We start from the raw sequence: 15,019 nt of genomic DNA, 5'->3' as shown, positions 1-15,019 counted from the left end.
CCGATACGCCCCTGTTTCTTCAAAGAAAGCATGATGGCGATCGCGGCCCTGCCGCGGCGCGGCACGCGGCGGGGCGGTCCGACGAGGTCTGGAAAGGCGCCGACCGCGCCATATTCGCCGATTTTCGCGACCACATTCCCATGGGCTTCTACGAGGCGATGTTCCTCTCGCAGGATCCGGTTTTCGTGTCCCGGGCCGCGTTCCTGCAACGCGCCTGCGTGCATGCGCGGCGCACCGACTGGCCCGCCGCGCTGGAGGATTTCCGCGCCGCGGGCCGGGCCGCGCCCGACACGCCACTGGGCCCGTTGGAAGTTGCGATCTGTCGCCGGGCGATGGCCGGCAAACATGGCATCGAAGAGGCGTTGATGCCGCGTATCCGGGAGGAACTGGTCGCAATGGGACGGGCGAACGGGGCGGGGGCCTCGATCGCCCGTGCACTGGCCCGCGGTCTTGTCTGGCGCGCCAGGGCCGCGATCAAGGCACACCGGCCGGCCGATGCCGGCCGGACCTTGCATCTTGTCTCTGGCCTGCTCTCGGCGGGACGCGTGCCGGGGGGCGAGGGCCCCGGGATCCGCGAACGCCGCGACATTCCTGCCGCGGCGTTCCTGACATCCTGGCACTCCCCGGTATGGCGGGAAGGGATGCGTCAGTAGAAATCGATCGCATCCATCGCGATCATCTCATCAAGATTGAGACCGCGGCCGCCCCGGATGATCGCGGCGTCCTCGAACCCGGTTCCGGTTCCGGTGGAATCGATCTGGAGATGGCTGAGCGTACCCGCATCCACGAACCGCACCCATTGGGACAGATCGCTGGCATCTTCCGGGACGATGTCGAGCAACGCGATGACGTCCCCCTCATCCGCATCGAAGTCCTTGATGTCATCGCTACCATCTCCAAGGGATGCCGGGTTGAAGACAAACGTATCCGCGCCGGCCCCGCCCCAGAGTTTGTCATCTCCCGGGCCGCCGAGAAGGATATCGTCGCCGTCATTGCCCCAGATCCTGTCGGTTCCGGCTCCACCATCGAGACGATCGTCATCGTCTGTGCCCTTCAGGTAGTCGTTGCCCGGGCCGCCTGTATGGGTCGGCTCGAATGCGGCAAGCGGATCGGGCTCTGACGTATCATCGAGACTGTCGTCGGGCGCCGGTTCGTCCTCGGGCACGACGGGATCGGCCTCGTCATCGGACACGGCTTCGTCGTCCTCGACAGGATCAGGCTCATCGTCGAGCACGGCCTCGTCGTCCTCGACGGGATCGGGCGCAGGCTCGTCATCGGGGGCGACGGGATCCGGGGTGGGCTCCGGCTCGGTGATGGGGTCGTCGCCGCCATCTGCCGTCTCGCCCGTGGCGTGGATCGTCAGGCTGCCGGCATCGATCAGGTCATCGACCGTCAGCTCGCGCCCGTACCGGAATTTGGCAAACTCTTCAAATCCGGTCCCGTCGAGATCGACCTCCAGCAAGCCCAGGGTGCCGGACTTGACGAAGCGCATCCAGCTGTTCGTGTCCGTGTCGATCAGCGACTGTGGAACATCGACAATGGCCAGGGAATCGCCTTCCGAAAGATCAAAGTCCTTCACGTCGCTGTCATCGCCCGTGATGGCATCATTGGTGGTGAGCACGAAGACATCGGCCCCCCCGCCGCCGGTCAACTTGTCCTCGCCAAGGCCGCCGACGAGGATATCGTCCCCGGACGAGCCGAACAGCGTATCGTCACCGTCGGTGCCAAGGATCACGGTCTCGGCGCCGTCCCAGAAATTGCCGTTACCGGTGACGGGCGTCTCCGCGTCGTCGTTGGGGGCCGGTTCCGGTGCGGGTTCGTCATCATCAGCCTCATCCTCGGCCTCGTCATCGGGCACGACGGGATCTGGCTCGGGATCGTCATCGGACACGGCCTCGTCGTCAGGATCTTCACCGGCCTCGTCATCCGGCTCGACAGGGTCGGGCGCAGGCTCGTCATCGGGGGCCACGGGATCCGGGGCAGGCTCACCGGAGCCAATGTCGAAGCCGTAATCGAATTCTGGATTCTCGACCTTCGGCGAGGGATAGGCGTCGAGCGCGAATTGCGACAGTTTGCTGTCCTCGAAGCTTTCCAGGTTGATGTCTATGACCACCGGATGCTGCTCTCCGCTGAGCCGCTCGGTCAGCCAGAACACGACCGGAGTGACCCAGTCACCATTGTCTTTCTGCCAGGTTCCATGTTCGGCGAGAAATTCGTCCGTCGAGAAGTTCTGATGCCATTGGGTGTCGAAATTCACGAGATTCAGGCTTGCCCCGTTATACGAAAATTTCTGGCTATCGATACTGCTGTGGATCCTTTCGAAGAAGACACGCGATCCCAGACCGTCGATGATGGTTCCCGTGATCTCGACCTCCCTGTCGCCTGGTGAGATCGTGACATCGGAATCCTCATCCATTTCGAAGGTCAGGCCGGCATTCGGATCGGCATCGCCTTTCGAGAGGATTTGCGGCAGCGGATTCTGGTAATCGATGCCGAACTGCGCGAAATAGTCGGTCCAGTACGCCGTGTCGCCCTTGTCGCTGTCATACTTGATGTCGAACATCTCGTCGACATTCGTCGTCCGGACATCGTGAAGCACGGCTTCGTGGCTGATGCCGTGCGACTGCCACAAAGTTCCGAAATCCGACACGTCGAGATCGCTCAGGACGGCCGAGGATGTCTTGCCCCACATGGTGGCTGCGATGCCGCTGCCGCTCCAGTCCGAGTCGATGAACTCGTAGTTGAAGGCGTAGTTCAGAAGATTGACGCCGTGCTTGCCGCCCCAGATGTCGAAATCCCTGATGACGCTGAGCGCATCGCTGTGATCGGCAAACTGACGATGGAAGACGCGGAACGCTTCGGTGGTGGTCATCACGCTGTTGCCGGTGAAGTCGGCAATCACCCCCTCTTCGTGATCGATCGCGACATCGAAGGGATCGGGATCGAATTTGATCTGGTCGCGCTCGAACATCTTGCGGTGGATGCCGTCTTGCGGTGCCCTCTTGCCCGAATCATCGTCTTCGGGGAAGTCTTCACGGCCCGAGAAATTCCAGCCGAGCTTGGAGTTCGCCGCGATATTGTCGGTCTGGACGATGATCCGCGACTGGTTCGCGTAGGCCGCCCCCTGGTCGCCGTTGCCGTGCTTGTCCTCGTTGTCGTAGCCGGTCACGCTGCTGACGAGGTTGTTCATCCACGCGCCGGTCTCGTTACCCTTTTCCGAAACGATCCCGCCGCCCGTGATGTCGTAGACGATATTGTCGTTCACCATCGCATGGCTGTCGTGCTGCACGATGCCCCAGCCCGGGCTGCCCGAGACGGCATTGCCGATGACCATGCTGGTCGGCGCATCCTCGTCCATACCGATCTGGTGAAGATGGACCGGATAGCGGCCTTCCGGGTTGGTCGGGCTTATGTCGACCGACTTGTCGGTGCGGCCGAGATCCTCGAACGCGGCGTAGCGCACGCTGTTGACCAAGCCGCTCTCGGGATCGGGCATGTCGTTGTGCATCATCACATGGCCGCGCGTGCCTTCGGGATTTTCCGAACTGAACGTCACGTTGCGCGACAGGTTGCCGACATAGATGTCGGCCTCGATGCTGGTCGGTCGTTCATGCGCGTAATCGAGCGCCTCGTCGAAATGGATGGTGTCACCCTCGACCTTGGTGATCGTCCGCGTCTCGTCCTCGGTCATCAGGACGCCGTAGTCGTTCTCGCCCAGATATGTCGTGCCGACGACGAGAATCGTGTCGCCGGGCTGCCAGTTCGTCAGGTCGCCATCGACGGCCATGGAGGTCGCGCCGGCGGGCACATCGTCCTTGAGGACGAGATGGCCTTCCTTTGCGGCGCCCTGGATGTCGACCTGGCCGAAGGCGACGAGACCGTGACCCAGCATGTCGGGGTCGTCGGAACTGTCGATGGGCGTGTCGCGAAAGATGATGTCGAGATCGATATCGGCCGGGATCGGGTCGGCCGTGGATCCCGCGTCGAAACGCGAGCCCATGGTCGTGACGATGGTTTCGACCCGCATCTCGGTGCTGTGCGCGCGCGTGAAGGTCAGGTCGCCATCGACGCGCACGGTTTCCAGCTCTGGGGAGGACCGCATGTCATAAAGGATTGAAATTTCACCAGGGATGTGTATGGTTGAATCATTATTAGGCACGTTTCCGTTGGCCCATGTATCGGGATCGCTCCAAGCGCCATTCTTGACAGCGATGTGAGTGGCATCGCTGGAGTAAAGCAGGGCATTAGCTTGTTCCATATGCTGCATATGGGATGGGTCGAGAGTGTCCATGCTCAGTTACCTCTTTCATGGTGGACGGCCTTGGAAGACGGCCTGTAGTCAAACAAGAACTGGAACGATGATCTGGATCGGATTCATCGCAACGGAGACCATTAATTGATACTTATGAACCGTCTTGGATTAACGTTTTGTAAACGCAGCCCAAGGGCGTACAACGTGAGTGTGTCGCACGGTATTCGTCACGTCACTCATGATGTGATCGAACCGACTTGGTCTCGGTTTCAAGAGACCTGAACCTAACACATGCACTCCTCAGTTGTCGTCAGATGTCAAAAACCTGCCTCAGTCATCACGATGATGCAACCCTGTGTTTCGGGATTCACAATGCGTCCGTCAGAACGGCAAGAACATGCCTAGAAATGATGGGCGCAAGCATCTTTCCGCCATGACCGGCAGTCGTGTCGTTTGGCCCGGCCTGAATGATCACCGGGCATGCGGGGTTTTCCTGTCGCGCGGCGCGAATGGTTGTCGCGGAGAAGATCAACCGCGCATGCCCTGCAGCGGGACGCATCGCAAGCACGGGCTCTGGCGCAGATGACGTTGGACGATGGCAGTGCCCCGGTTTTTGCGAACCCGGGGTCCCGGGACACGCGGACTCCGCTGCGCGGGGTCTATATCGGCGCCGATGCCACCAACCCCACCCTCATCCTGCGCATCCGGTCGTTCCTGCGGGCAGAGGTCGACCTGACGGCGTTCACCTTTCGCCGATACAAGTTCAACACGGCCTTCCAGCCCGAATGGGAGAACATCCCGTTGGGAACGACGGTCGACCGGAACTATCTCTACCGGTTGCCCGCCCTCGCGCGGGCGTTGTGGAAGATGCTGCGTCATGCGCCGCGTCTGCGCGCCGCGGACTTCATCTATGCCCGCAATCTGGACCTCGTCGTGCTGGGCATTCTCACGCGGACCTTCACGCGCAGTCGAGCCAAGATCGTCTACGAGGTCGAGGATGTGCAGGAGGTGTTCTTCAAGAAAACCGTGACAGGGGCACTCTTTCGCTGGCTGGAAAGATGGGTGCTGAACCGTATCGACCTTTTGGTGGTGCTGTCTCCGGGGTTTTTTCACGGCTATTTCGAGCCTGCGCAGCGTTATGCCGGTCCCTGTTTCGTGCTGGAAAACAAGCTGCAACTGGGCGATCTATCGGATGCGCCAACGCCGAAGGGCGATGTGTGGAAGGGGGTGTCCGACCGCTGGGTGATTGGCTGGTTCGGGACCCTGCGCTGTCCGAAAAGCCTGCGCATCCTGGAAGACATCGCGACCGCGCTCGGGCCGAAAGTCGAGATCCACACGCGGGGCTTTCCTACGGAAACCGGACTGGATGCCTTTCTGCGGATTGTGGAGCGTCATCCGAACTGGCGCTATGATGGCGAATACACCATTCCCGACGATCTGGAAGAAATGTACGGTCGCGTGCATTTCTCCTGGTGTCTGGATTTTCTGGACGAGCACGGAAATTCGCCTCTTTTGCTGGCATGCCGGATGTATCAGGGCGGTTTCTACGGAGCCGTGCCGCTGGTGGTCGCGGGCTCGGAGATGGATCGCTGGCTCGCGGCGGCGGGAGCAGGCCATGCGTTCGGCGCGCCGCATGCGCAGTCGATCATCGATTTCCTGCAGACGGTCACACCGGAAGACTATCGCGCGGAAAGGACACGGATCATGCAACGGAGGCGGGACCTGTTTCTGGAGGACGGGCGCGAGACCGTGGCACTTTTGCAGACCATCCGCGAGCTCTGACTGCCGGGGACGGCTTCGGGGCACGCCTTGCGGCCGCGCCTCACGCCGATCTTTCGAGATCGGGAGCACAAGGCGGATCCGATCTGCCGAGCAGGCCCGGCAGGTCGGCGAGCTCCGCCCCGAGGAGATCGGTAAACCTGCGCGGCTTGACCCCGAGCGTGCGATACGTCGTGCGATCCACGTCCAGCTCGTTCTCTGCCGGCTCCTGCCTGGGATTGTCGACGTGGCTGATCGGGGCACCCGTGACGCGCGATACCAGCGCCGCAAGGTTCGCGATGGAACAGATCTCGGAGAACTGGTTGAGGATCCTCACCTTTTCGCGGCGTGCGGGCGCAGTTTCCGCCGCCAGCGTCAGACAGGTCAGCATGTCCTCGATATGAATGAAGGCGCGGGTCTGCTTGCCGCTGCCGTAGACCGATAACGGCTTGCCTTCGATGGCCTGCAACATGAAACGGTTCACGACCGTGCCGAAAACCGGATCATGGTCGAACCTGTTCGTCAGCCCCGGAGCGCGGCGCGTTTCCGTGGTCTGCGTTCCCCACACGACACCCTGGTGCAGATCGGTGATCCGCATCCCGTAATGGTGCGCGTAGAACGCGAAGAGATGCTGATCCAGCATCTTGGTCATGTGATAGATCGATTCAGGCTGGCCCGGGTAGAGGATCTCTTTCTCGATTTCCCTTTGATCGGCCCCTTGCGCACGTATCTTGAGATACCCCTCCGGCAGAAGCAGATCTGTCGTGGCATAGCCATAGACGCCGATCGATCCCATGTGGATCAGATGCGCATCGCTGCCGGTTTCCACGAGCGCCGCAAGAAGATTGTGCGTCGCGCGTATGTTGTTGTCCACCGAGTAGCGCGCGCCGCCGGTCGAGAGCATCGAATAGGGCGCCGAGCGCTGCTCGGCGAAGTGAAGGACGGTGTCGAAATGCGTGCTCCGCAGAAGCTCGGCCAAGGCCGGATAATCCTCGGCAAGATCGACGTGCCGATGGAGGATGCGCCGGCCGCTCACATCCGCCCATTCCTCGACACGGTCGTGCAGATTGCGGATCGGGACGAGGGATTGCGTGCCGAGGGCGGCGTCGATGGAGCGTCGTGCGCCATTGTCGAGCACCGTCACCGCCGCGCCCAGTGAAGAGAAGCGAAGCGCCGTGGGCCAGCCGCAAAAGCCGTCGCCGCCAAGGATGAGAACCGAATGTTTTTTCATGCTTCGTACTGCTATCGAAATGGGCGTTGATCCGCCGCAGGTTGCAACAAGCCATTAGGCCTACACCTTGCATGGTTTTTCAAGGAAATTCATGCTTATCCGGGATCATCCGCCCCGTCCCGGGGCCGCCCGCGCTCGACATCGCCGCGTCAGACCAATCCCTTGTCGCGGTACCAGGCGATGGTTTGCGCGATCCCCGAAGGATTGTCGACCTTCGAGGCGTAATCGAGCCTTTCGCGGGCCTTTGTCAGATCGAAGGCGCGGTTATGGGTGAAGAACCCGACCCTGCGCCGGAAAATCGGCGGGCGGGCCTTGAACGGAAGCCACAGGATCTCGCAGATCAGACCGGCAAGCCAGACCGGCGCCACGGGCACCCGCCCCCTGGGCCGGGCCACACCGCCCTGGTCCGCGATCAGGTCGACCAGCGTTCCAAGGTGGATCGGCTCGTCCGAGGCGATGTTGAACGCTTCGAGATGCACATTCGCGCGCGGGGCCACGGCACAGTCGAGGAAGCTGTCGACCTGATCGTCGATATGCCCGAGATGCGCCATGACCTTGCCGTTTCCGATCATCATGAACTTGCCGCTCAGGATCCGCTGAAAGAGCTTGAGCATCCTCATGTCACCCGGACCATAGACCATCGCGGGTCGGTTCGCCGTCACGATCATGCCGTCCTCGGGCAGGGTCCGGGCAAAGTCGAAGATCGCGATTTCACCGGCGAGCTTGGTGCGGTGGTACTGATCCATCGGGTTGAAGGCGGTCGTCTCCTTGCAGGGCAGTTCCTTGACATCGCCGTGCACGCCAACGGTCGAGCAATGCACGAACCGCGCGACACCGGCCTCTGCCGCGGCCTTGCAGAGCTTCAGTGCCCCGTCCCGGTTGGCCTTCATGTAGGTCGCTTCGTCATATTCGGTTTCCTGGAACATGGCCGCGACATGAAACACGATGTCGATATCCTGCACATATGCGTCGAACGGGTCGTCCGAAAGCAGATCGAGCACCTCGCAGCGAAACCCCTCGCGGCGCAGCGCATCCGCCTCTTCCTCGCGCCAGACCGTGCCGACAACATCGAGCTGATACGCCGCGAGCTGCCGCAGGAGCGCCCCGCCGATGAACCCGGCCGCCCCGGTGACGAGCAGACGCTGCCCGGTCAGCGACGCATATTTTCCGGGCAGATCCAGCGATGCGGTCGTCTCGGCGGAACCGCCTGTATCGGGGACGTGATCTGTCGTCATCGGACTGCCTTTATGAGAATGAGATTGCTTGAAACCTTGTTCTTCCAGAAGATTTTCCGGACGGTCCGGACGACCTCGTGCTGGCTGAAGCCCGCCCTGCCGATCATGTCGCACAGCTCGGCCGACGTGTAGAACCGGACATGGTCGCGGATGAGATGCCGATGCGCCAGATCCCATGCGATGGTCGGCAACGATCGTTCGCGGCGGCGTTCCAGAAGCAGCAGCGCCCCGCCGGGGGCCAGACTTTGCCGGATCCGCCGCAGGGCCCCGACCGGATCCCCGAAATAGTGAAACCCGCTGGCACAGACCGCCAGATCGACGTCACGCTTCTGCAGCGCGTCGCGCAACGCGGATCCGGGCGCGTCCCAGTCGTCGCAGAAAAACCGCACCCGGTCCGACATGTCCTGGGCGCTGCGCCGGGCGGCGGCGACCATGCCCGGCGACAGATCGACACCGATGGCGGACATGCCGGGATACATGCCGAGTGTCCGGCGGATCAGGTATCCGGTGGCACAGCCGATATCGAGCAGCGTGTCGTCCTTTTGGGGGTTCAGATGGGCAGCGATGATATTATTATGCGCCTTGTACCATCCGGCCAGCCGATTCGTTTCATAATGCGCGGCCTTGGCGTCGAATTCTTCCCGCACGCCACGTTTCACATTTTCAGATGCAGACACGCAGATACTCATACTTCGTTTCGAAAATAGAAATGAATTGACCGTTTGAATACCGCAAAACCGTCGAAGTTGAAACCTTTCTGCCTCGCTCGGGGGTTCTTTTTTGGACGGGGTGCACGGCTTGGGATAGGGTCGTGAGCATCAGTAGAAACCGCGCCGGGGATCGCTCGTGAGCACCACAGAACCATTACCCAAGACACATGCCGCCGTGACGGGCGACGGGACCGCGCTTGAACGCTACCAGGATGTGGTGGTCGGGCGCAGGTCGTGGCGCGGGCTTCTCTATTTCGAATTCTGTTCATGGATGTCCGGCCTTCCCGGAGCTCTCGGTCTGCTCATGCGCAAGACCTTCTGGCCACGTCTGCTGGGGGCCTGCGGCAGGAAGGTCTATTTCGGCCGCAACGTCACCCTGATGCATCCCGGCCGGATCCGGATCGGGGATCACACCGTGATCGGCGATGGCTGCGTGCTGGATGCGCGGAACCCGACGCGGGAGACCGTGCTGGAGATCGGCGCGGCGGTGATGCTGTCGCACGGGGTGGTGCTGTCGTGCAAGAACGGCAGTATCACCATCGGGGATCGCTGCGGCTTCGGTCCCTACAGCGTGATCCAGTCTGCGCATGACAACGCGGTCACGATAGGCGACGACGTGATCGGCGGCAGCCACTGTTTCGTCACCGGTAGCGGCAACTACAACACCGACCGTCTGGATGTCCCGATTTCGAAACAGGGCACGCAGAAGACCGGCGGCACCCGTATCGGCGACGGGGTCTGGCTCGGGGCGCGCGCCTCGGCGGTGGGGGGCGTGTCGATCGGTCGGGGTGCCATCGTCGGCACGGGCGCGGTGGTCACGCGGCCGCTCCCGGAGCGGAGCGTCAGCGTCGGGATGCCGGCCAGGGTGATCCGCACGCGCGGCGCAGACGACCAGCCCGGGACGGATCCATGACATCAGGCCCGCCATCGGCACGCATGACGGAGACCCGGTCATCGTCCTCCGTCCCGTTTTCTTCCGCCCCGCCGCGTGGTCGCCGCTTTCCCCTGCGGTCGATTGCCAAGGCCGCTATCGGCGTCGCACTGATCGCCGCGCTCCTGCTGTGGCAGGATAACGGCCGCAAGCTGATCGGGATCCTGGCCGGTTTCCAGGTGGAATACCTTCTGGCGCTGCTCGCGCTCCAGGTCTTGCTGAACGCGATCAGCAGCTTGAAATGGCGCCTTTTCCTGAAGGATCGCGGGGTCGATGTGTCCTTCGCAGCCTTGTTCGGGCTGTACCTGATCGGCCGGTTCTTCAACAATTTCCTGCCCAGCATGATGGGCGGGGACGTGACCCGATCCTACCTGCTCGGGCGCCGGATCAAATCGCAGGCGGCCTCGGCCGCTTCGGTCACGATGGAGCGCGCGACCGGGCTCATCGCCCTGACCATGCTGGCCGTGTTTTTCGCCGCGCTCAATCCTGCGGCATTCCGTTCGCCGATCGTGATCGTCACCATCGCGGGGGCTGTGGTCTTCTGTCTGGTCGCGACGCTTTTGTTCGTGTCCGAAAGGGTAGGCGCATGGATGCAGGGGGCCCTGATCAAACGCCGTGGCAAGCTGTCGTCCAAGCTTCTGCGGCTGGTCGAGGAGATCGGGCTTTACCGGGGCCGGCGGCGCGTGCTGTTCTGGGCGCTCGTCTATTCCTGCCTGTTCCAGTTTCTCGCCGGGATGAATGTCTATTACGGCAGCCTGAGTATCGGCTTCGAGCCGGACTTGCTGGATGTCCTCGTCGTCACGCCGGCAATCCTCATCCTCGCGATGATCCCGGTCTCGCCCAACAATGTCGGCTGGTGGGAATGGTGCTTTTCGGTCCTGCTGCTCGGCGCCGGTGCGACGGCGGCCGAAGGCCTGGCCGTGGCCCTGACCCTGCGGGCGGTCAGCTGGATCACGGCGCTGGTCGGCGGGGTCCTGTTCGTCTTTCAGCGGTCGGACTGAATGACCCGGAGCCTTGCCCTCGTGTCGGCCCCCGGATCGGCCTCTGGATCGGCATGTCTGCCCGCGGCATGGTCGCCACGGGAGCGGTCTGATCTGAAACGGGCGGACGGATGAAGTACCGGGCGGAGATAGACGGGCTCCGTACGGTCGCCGTGGTGCCCGTCATCCTGTTTCATGCCGGGTTTTCCGTGTTTTCGGGCGGGTTCGTCGGCGTTGACGTGTTTTTTGTCATAAGCGGCTACCTGATCACCACGCTGCTTCTCCAGGATCTCGAGCGGGGACGGTTCTCGCTTCTTGATTTCTACGAACGCCGGATCCGCCGGATCCTTCCCGCCTTGTGCCTTGTCGTCGCGCTTTGCTTTCCGGCGGCCTGGGTGCTGATGCTGCCCGATCAGTACAGGGATTTCTCTCAAAGCGTCGCGGCGGTCGCGCTTTTCGTGTCGAATGTGCTTTTCTGGCTCGAAAGCGGGTATTTCGCGGGAGCCGCGGAACTCAAGCCGCTGCTGCACACCTGGAGTCTCGCGGTCGAAGAACAGTATTACGTCTTCTTTCCGGTGCTGCTGGCCTTTCTCTGGCGGTTCGGACGGCGGACGACCGTGATCGTGCTTGTGGTGCTGACACTGGCCAGCCTGCTGTCGACCGAATGGGCCTGGCGGTTCGCCAGAACGGCGAACTTCTACCTGATCCCGTTCCGGATATGGGAACTGCTCGCCGGGTCGCTGTGCGCGATCGCGATGCGGCATCGCGAGATCCCCGGACACGCGCTGCTCGGGGGGCTCGGACTTGCGATGATCTGTGCCGCGATCGTCCTGTTCGACGAGGCAACGCCTTTCCCGTCCTTCTACGCGCTGCTTCCCGTGGGGGGGAGTTGCCTTGTCATCCTGTTTGCCCGGCGCGGGACCCTGCCGGCAACGCTGTTGTCCACGGCGCCTTTCGTCGGCATCGGACTGATCAGTTACAGTGCCTATCTCTGGCATCAGCCGCTATTCGCCTTTGCCCGGCTCGCGTCGCCCTATGCCCCTTCATCTTATATGATGCTGCTTCTGTCGGCGGTGTCTCTGGGGCTTGCCTTTCTAACCTGGCGGTTCGTCGAACAGCCGTTCCGCAAACGCGGCGCGCCTTTCTTGTCGAAGCGGCGCAATATCTTTGCGATGGCCGGCATTGCCGGGATCGCCCTGATGTTCGCCGGCGGCATCGGACATCTGCGCGACGGGTTCCCGCAACGGTTCGATCCGGGGCTGGACGCCGTCCTGGCCATCCCCGATGAATGGTGGCGCAAGCGCGCGGCCTGTCACGTGGAAGACGCTCCGAAGCCGCATCCGATCGAGGCCTGCATCACGCGCTCGGAGCATTCCGACATCGATGTCGCGCTGATCGGCGACAGCCATTCGCTTGCCATCTCGGAGGTGGTGCAGGCCGACCTGCGGGCGCGCGGGCTGACCTCTTATGCGGTGTCCTATACCGGGTGCATCGGGCTGCCGGGCTTTTACCGTGTGGATGTCGACGCCAGTCATCAATGCGCCCGCCACAATCGGGAGACCTTGTCATTCATCCGGGACAACGACATCGGAACGGTTGTCCTGACCTCGCGCTTTCCTCTCTATCTTTATGGCAACCGCTTCGACAATGGCGACGGCGGACAAGAGCCGGGCGATCCGGTCTGGATCGACCTCGTGACCGAGCGGGACACGCCCGCGGGTCGAACCGATCCGGCGCGGCGCGCGCGCGTGCTCGCCGCGTATCGCAGCAGCCTCCTGGCGCTTCTGGAGGAGGTGAACGTGGTGCTGGTCTACCCGATCCCCGAGGCGGGCTGGGACGTGGTCCGCTACGCGGTGCACGAGACGATCGGTGGCCAGGCGGGCCGGCTCGAGATCTCGACGGGCATCGCCGCCTATCGCGACCGCAACGCGGAGATCGTCGATCTGTTTGACGATCTGGACCATCCAAACCTGCGCAAGGTGGATCCGGGCCGGATTCTCTGCGGCACCATAGTGCCCGACAGATGCGTCAACGCAGTCGGGGACACGGTTCTTTACCGTGACGAGGATCATCTCTCTTACGCCGGGGCGGCATTTCTGGCACCTCCCATCGGCAAGGCGGTAGAGGATCTGGCCCGCCCGGAGGCCACCCTGCCGGCTACCCGGCCGGTCACCGGGCAACGGAACCGGTAGGCTTGGCCCGGCACCATCATGGCACCATCACGCCAACGTGGTCTCGAAAGATTCCGCCCTCCGGCGCGGTGTTGCAGGGCCGCGGCGGAGGGCGCCGGAAACGGGCTTCCTCGGCCCGGATCGAAAAAACGTCCTTGGCTTCTGCGGCCCAAGCCGAATAAACCGGACCCCGACGACGCGTGAAAGCGCGGCGGGTCTGGTGCGCAGAGCTTTCCAGCGGCACAAGAGCGCCACCGAAGCTACGACAGAGGTCACGAGGATATATGCCGGAGTTGAAGAATGCCTGATCTGGCCCGTACCTGTCATGTCTGCGCAAGCGGTTTCTTTCGCGTCCTGATCGCCATCCTGATCGCCGGAACCTGTGCCGGTTCCGGTGCCGCGCAGGACGCCTACCGGCTCAATACCGGGGACCGGATCGCGTTTCGCTTCGTGCAATGGGACACGATTGAACTCGGTTTCGTCGAATTTGACGCCGTGAACGGAACCTATGCGGTGGAGTCCGACGGCACCATCATGTTTCCCCTGATCGGGGCCGTCGAGGTCGAGGGCAAGAGCCTTGCGGAGATCGCCGACGCCGTGACGCTGGACCTTCAAGGCCAGCTGGGACTGGTCGAACCGCCGAGCGCGTCGCTCTCGATCGTGGGGCATCGGCCGGTCTACGTTCTGGGATCGGTCGCGACCCCTGGCGCCTACGACTTCTCGCCCGGACTGACGGTACAGCAGGCGCTGGCATTGGCCGGAGGGCTGGAGACCGTACTTGATGACAGCCCCGGGCGAGAGGCGGCGACGGTCCGGGCGTCGGGTGTCCTGCAGGAAATCGCGATCGATATCGCGCGACAGGAGGTCCGGGCCGCGCGCCTGCGCGCCGAGATGGATGGCGCGAACGATTTCACGATCCCTGAGAGCGTGACGCATCCGGACGGGCCGGACACCCTGAAGGCGGTCATCGAACACGAACGCGCCCTGTTCCAGAGCCGGCGCGAGGCCCGGACCCGCGCGCTTGACGCGCTTGATGACAGCCGCGCCCTGCTGGAAACGGAAGTTTCGACATTGCAGGAAAAGCTTGCGGGACTGACCCGTCAGGTCGAACTCCTGAGCGAGTCGGTTGGCAATATGGAGGCGCTTTTCGAACGCGGTCTTGTCCGGTCCCCGAGCCTGGTGGCACAGCAAGGTCAGCTCATAAACCTTGAAAACCGCCAGCTCGATACCGAAACGGCGGTCTTTCGGGCCCGTCAGGCCATCGCCGAACTTGAACGCGAAAGGATCGGTCTCGAGGCCGACAGGCGGTTGGACATCCTGCGTGAACTGCAACGTTCTGAAACGGCGATCGAACAGCTCACGGCCCGGCGCGACATGAACCGCCGGCTGCTTCTGGGGGCCGAGGCGCTGCTCGTCGCCTCGGACGAGGCGCTGGATATCCGAACCTCGTATCGCATAACCCGCTCGGGTCCGGATGGTCACCAAACCCGGGATGTGACCCCCGATACCCGTCTTGGCCCTGCCGACGTGATCGAAGTCGAGGTGATCATCCTGCCGGGTGGCTGACATCGGCTTCGCGCGCGGGAAGACACGGTGGGTTTACCGGCTGCGGCGGCCGGAGCTGCGGTGGTGCCGGAGTTCCCTGTGCGAAGCGCCATGGCGATTTAACCCACGCTGGAAAACTGTTGCACTGCGGTGATTTGGGTGACTCAATCAAGTTGGGTAGCCAGATCGGAGGTGACAGGCATGGT

At 62.7% G+C, this 15,019-nt stretch carries 9 protein-coding genes and 1 pseudogene; 6 read left to right on the top strand and 4 right to left on the bottom strand.

Features of this window, described 5'->3' with window-relative positions:
• A pseudogene (locus tag ACESL9_RS13565) lies at positions 1 to 653 on the top strand (hypothetical protein); the annotation flags it as partial.
• On the opposite strand, the gene ACESL9_RS13560 reads toward ACESL9_RS13565, so the two are convergent.
• Positions 647 to 4,258 carry a G8 domain-containing protein gene (locus ACESL9_RS13560; RefSeq protein ID WP_372674981.1) on the bottom strand — a complete coding sequence of 1,204 codons (3,612 nt, stop codon included), beginning with the start codon at positions 4,256 to 4,258 and terminating at the stop codon, positions 647 to 649. The pseudogene ACESL9_RS13565 and the gene ACESL9_RS13560 overlap by 7 nt on opposite strands.
• 576 nt (positions 4,259 to 4,834) lie before the next feature.
• On the opposite strand from ACESL9_RS13560, the gene ACESL9_RS13555 reads away from it, so the two are divergent.
• Positions 4,835 to 6,034: a glycosyltransferase gene (locus ACESL9_RS13555; protein WP_372615133.1), complete on the top strand. Its 1,200-nt coding sequence runs from the start codon at positions 4,835 to 4,837 to the stop codon at positions 6,032 to 6,034.
• Between the two features lie 40 nt (positions 6,035 to 6,074).
• Here ACESL9_RS13555 and ACESL9_RS13550 read toward each other — a convergent pair whose 3' ends face one another.
• The 3 genes from ACESL9_RS13550 to ACESL9_RS13540 form a co-directional block, all read right to left on the bottom strand.
• Positions 6,075 to 7,241: an NAD-dependent epimerase/dehydratase family protein gene (locus tag ACESL9_RS13550; RefSeq protein ID WP_372615134.1), complete on the bottom strand. Its 1,167-nt coding sequence runs from the start codon at positions 7,239 to 7,241 to the stop codon at positions 6,075 to 6,077.
• A 149-nt stretch (positions 7,242 to 7,390) separates the two neighbouring features.
• Positions 7,391 to 8,476 carry an NAD-dependent epimerase/dehydratase family protein gene (locus ACESL9_RS13545; RefSeq protein WP_372615135.1) on the bottom strand — a complete coding sequence of 362 codons (1,086 nt, stop codon included), beginning with the start codon at positions 8,474 to 8,476 and terminating at the stop codon, positions 7,391 to 7,393.
• On the bottom strand, positions 8,473 to 9,153 hold the full coding sequence (locus tag ACESL9_RS13540) for a class I SAM-dependent methyltransferase (RefSeq protein WP_372615136.1): 681 nt from the start codon (positions 9,151 to 9,153) through the stop codon (positions 8,473 to 8,475). The genes ACESL9_RS13545 and ACESL9_RS13540 overlap by 4 nt, the downstream gene beginning before the upstream one ends.
• A gap of 169 nt (positions 9,154 to 9,322) precedes the next feature.
• Here ACESL9_RS13540 and ACESL9_RS13535 point away from each other — a divergent pair, with 169 nt between their 5' ends.
• The 4 genes from ACESL9_RS13535 (at position 9,323) to ACESL9_RS13520 (ending at position 14,834) form a co-directional block, all read left to right on the top strand.
• Positions 9,323 to 10,099, top strand: a complete 777-nt coding sequence (locus tag ACESL9_RS13535; RefSeq protein WP_372615137.1) for an acyltransferase — start codon at positions 9,323 to 9,325, stop codon at positions 10,097 to 10,099.
• Positions 10,096 to 11,118 carry a YbhN family protein gene (locus ACESL9_RS13530; protein WP_372674980.1) on the top strand — a complete coding sequence of 341 codons (1,023 nt, stop codon included), beginning with the start codon at positions 10,096 to 10,098 and terminating at the stop codon, positions 11,116 to 11,118. The genes ACESL9_RS13535 and ACESL9_RS13530 overlap by 4 nt, the downstream gene beginning before the upstream one ends.
• A 110-nt stretch (positions 11,119 to 11,228) precedes the next feature.
• Positions 11,229 to 13,289, top strand: coding sequence for an acyltransferase family protein (locus tag ACESL9_RS13525; RefSeq protein ID WP_372615139.1), 2,061 nt, complete (start codon positions 11,229 to 11,231; stop codon positions 13,287 to 13,289).
• A 279-nt stretch (positions 13,290 to 13,568) separates the two neighbouring features.
• Positions 13,569 to 14,834, top strand: a complete 1,266-nt coding sequence (locus tag ACESL9_RS13520; RefSeq protein ID WP_372674979.1) for a polysaccharide biosynthesis/export family protein — start codon at positions 13,569 to 13,571, stop codon at positions 14,832 to 14,834.
• The last annotated feature ends 185 nt before the right edge of the window (positions 14,835 to 15,019 follow it).

Source organism: Aquicoccus sp., assembly GCF_041686535.1.
Taxonomy (GTDB): Bacteria; Pseudomonadota; Alphaproteobacteria; order Rhodobacterales; family Rhodobacteraceae; genus Aquicoccus.
The sequence above is the reverse complement of the archived record's forward strand: the minus strand, read 5'-3'. Positions and strand labels throughout refer to the sequence as shown.

What these genes read in the sequence shown, in the direction of transcription:
- ACESL9_RS13560 (WP_372674981.1), bottom strand. Translation starts at nt 4,258, where the DNA reads ATGGAACAAGCTAATGCCCTGCTTTACTCCAGCGATGCCACTCACATC.
- ACESL9_RS13555 (WP_372615133.1), top strand. Translation starts at nt 4,835, where the DNA reads ATGACGTTGGACGATGGCAGTGCCCCGGTTTTTGCGAACCCGGGGTCC.
- ACESL9_RS13550 (WP_372615134.1), bottom strand. Translation starts at nt 7,241, where the DNA reads ATGAAAAAACATTCGGTTCTCATCCTTGGCGGCGACGGCTTTTGCGGC.
- ACESL9_RS13545 (WP_372615135.1), bottom strand. Translation starts at nt 8,476, where the DNA reads ATGACGACAGATCACGTCCCCGATACAGGCGGTTCCGCCGAGACGACC.
- ACESL9_RS13530 (WP_372674980.1), top strand. Translation starts at nt 10,096, where the DNA reads ATGACATCAGGCCCGCCATCGGCACGCATGACGGAGACCCGGTCATCG.
- ACESL9_RS13525 (WP_372615139.1), top strand. Translation starts at nt 11,229, where the DNA reads ATGAAGTACCGGGCGGAGATAGACGGGCTCCGTACGGTCGCCGTGGTG.
- ACESL9_RS13520 (WP_372674979.1), top strand. Translation starts at nt 13,569, where the DNA reads ATGCCTGATCTGGCCCGTACCTGTCATGTCTGCGCAAGCGGTTTCTTT.